Raw genomic sequence first — 2,183 nt, 5'->3', positions numbered from 1 at the left:
TCTTAACTTTTCTTTATTTTTCCAAAGTGGCTAACTTGTTCTTGCAATTTGCGAAAGATAATAATTATGATTTTTATCCACTATTTATTTATTCAATTGTTAGAGTGATTAATTCAAATTACCTCTATCGCATGGATTTCAATGAAGCTGGAGAATTGGGCTATTACGAAAGCAGTGTGCCATTTTACTCGATTTTTGATAGTCGTACAGAACTTTTTTCAAACATCGATACGCCAGATGCCTACACTTTTGCGGAATTTGATCGTGACTATTTAAGCGATGTTAAAAAATACCGTGGTACTGGAAAACTGTTCCCTAAACAACCTGTTCCAAAAAATGTAGTCAATATTTCGATGATTCCTTGGGTAAATTATACGGGCTTCAATCTTAATATCAATAATAATGATAATTATTTGTTACCAATTGTAACTGCTGGTAGATTTGAGAGAGCTGGTGATGAGATCAAGTTGCCTGTTACTTTCCAAATTCATCATGCAGTCTGTGATGGCTATCATACTTCACAATTTTTCATCAAATTACAAGATATTTTGAATAATGTTGATGAATTGTAATTGATGTTTGTCTGATTAAGATGATAAGCCTATAATTGAAAAGCAGAGAAGCTTTTTCAGTAAATGAAAGTTACTAAAGAGTAAGACATTGCACATTGTGTGGGTCTTATTTTTTATATTTTGAAATTACTATAGGAAAGAAGTAGGGGTATGAGTAGGAATCGCAAAATCTTAGTTACTTTTGCATTAGTTTTATCCAATATGATGGCGGGACTAGATGCAACTATTATTAATACCGCTTTACCAGCTATCATCAGTGATTTGCATGGTATTCAATATATGGGTTGGATCGTTGCTATTTTCTTATTGGGAATGGCCGTTTCAACACCGTTATGGAGTAAATTTGGCGAAAAAAAGGGTAATAAAGTTGCCTATATTACTGCAACAGTAGTTTTCATGATTGGGGCATTATTTCAAGGACTAGCGCCCAATATTGTCTGGTTTATTACAGCTAGATGCGTTATGGGGATTGGTGCTGGAGGAATGAATACGATTCCTTTCATTATTTATTCACAGATTTTCAAAAATATTAAACGCCGTTCTCAAGTTATCGGGATAGCTTCCGCAGGATTCAGTGGGACGTCGATTATTGGACCTTTAATTGGTGGTTGGATCGTTGACACGTTCAGTTGGCACTGGGTCTTCTATATTAATTTACCACTAGCTTTGTTATCAATTACGATCGTTGCAATTTTCTTCAAGATCAAGGAACAATTGAATCAAGCTAAAGTCGACTATCGTGGTGCCATTCTAATGGTTTTAGGTTTGACAGCCTTTTTGATTGGAATTCAATTATTGGGAGTTTCTTCCATTTATACTGTTTTGGCATTTATCGTTATAGGGGCGTTATTGATTTTTTGGATGTCACGAGTTGAGAATAAAGTTGAAGATCCTATCGTTCCTAATCGCTTGTTCAAGAATGAAAAACTAGTAATAGATTTGATTTTGTTTGCTTTATTGTGGGGATCATTTGTCGCCTTCAATATCTACATTCCAATGTGGGCTCAAGGAATTATGGGCTTGAGTGCCTTGATTGGAGGAATGACACAGATTCCCGGAGCAATTGCTAATTTTATCGGTTCGGAATTGGAACCATTGATTCAAAGAAAGATGAGTCGTTATGCCATTATTGCTATCGGAACAGCTTCATTTTTCATTTCTTTTGCTGGATTGTACTGGGCTAGTCAAAGTGCCAGTTATACATTCTTATTGATCATGGGTGTCTTTGAAGGTTTTGGTGTTGGAATTTTTTTCAATGCCTTGTTGATTGCCGTACAATTCGATGTCGAAAGCCGAGACGTTCCTATTTCAACTTCATTTGCTTACTTAGTTAGAATCTTAAGTCAAACCTTTATGTCATCGATTTACGGTGTGATTTTAAATTTAGCCTTAATCAAGGGAGTAAAGGAGAGTAGCGGTCACATAACGATGGCTATGATGAACAAGTTGAGTAATGCTGCGGTTGCTAAAGAACTGCCTAAAGCTTATGTTCCTGAAATGAAGAATATTTTCTTCCATGGGATTCATAATATTATGTTGACTGCACTTATTTTGATTACGCAAATTGCAAGAACAAGTTAGCCACTTTGGAAAAATAAAGAAAAGTTAAGA

General features: G+C 35.3%; 2 protein-coding genes. Both read left to right on the top strand.

The genetic code is table 11. The annotated features are described in order from the left end of the window. The coding region (locus FC88_RS10015) for a CatA-like O-acetyltransferase (protein WP_057815208.1) at positions 1–572 on the top strand (572 nt) is incomplete at its 5' end. 150 nt (positions 573–722) lie between these two features. Next, positions 723–2,153, top strand: coding sequence for an MFS transporter (locus FC88_RS10010; RefSeq protein WP_057815206.1), 1,431 nt, complete (start codon positions 723–725; stop codon positions 2,151–2,153). The last annotated feature ends 30 nt before the right edge of the window (positions 2,154–2,183 follow it).

The organism is Companilactobacillus futsaii JCM 17355, from assembly GCF_001435505.1.
Classification (GTDB): Bacteria; Bacillota; Bacilli; order Lactobacillales; family Lactobacillaceae; genus Companilactobacillus; species Companilactobacillus futsaii.
Note: the sequence above shows the minus strand (reverse complement) of the source record. Positions and strands in the feature narration are given on the sequence as shown.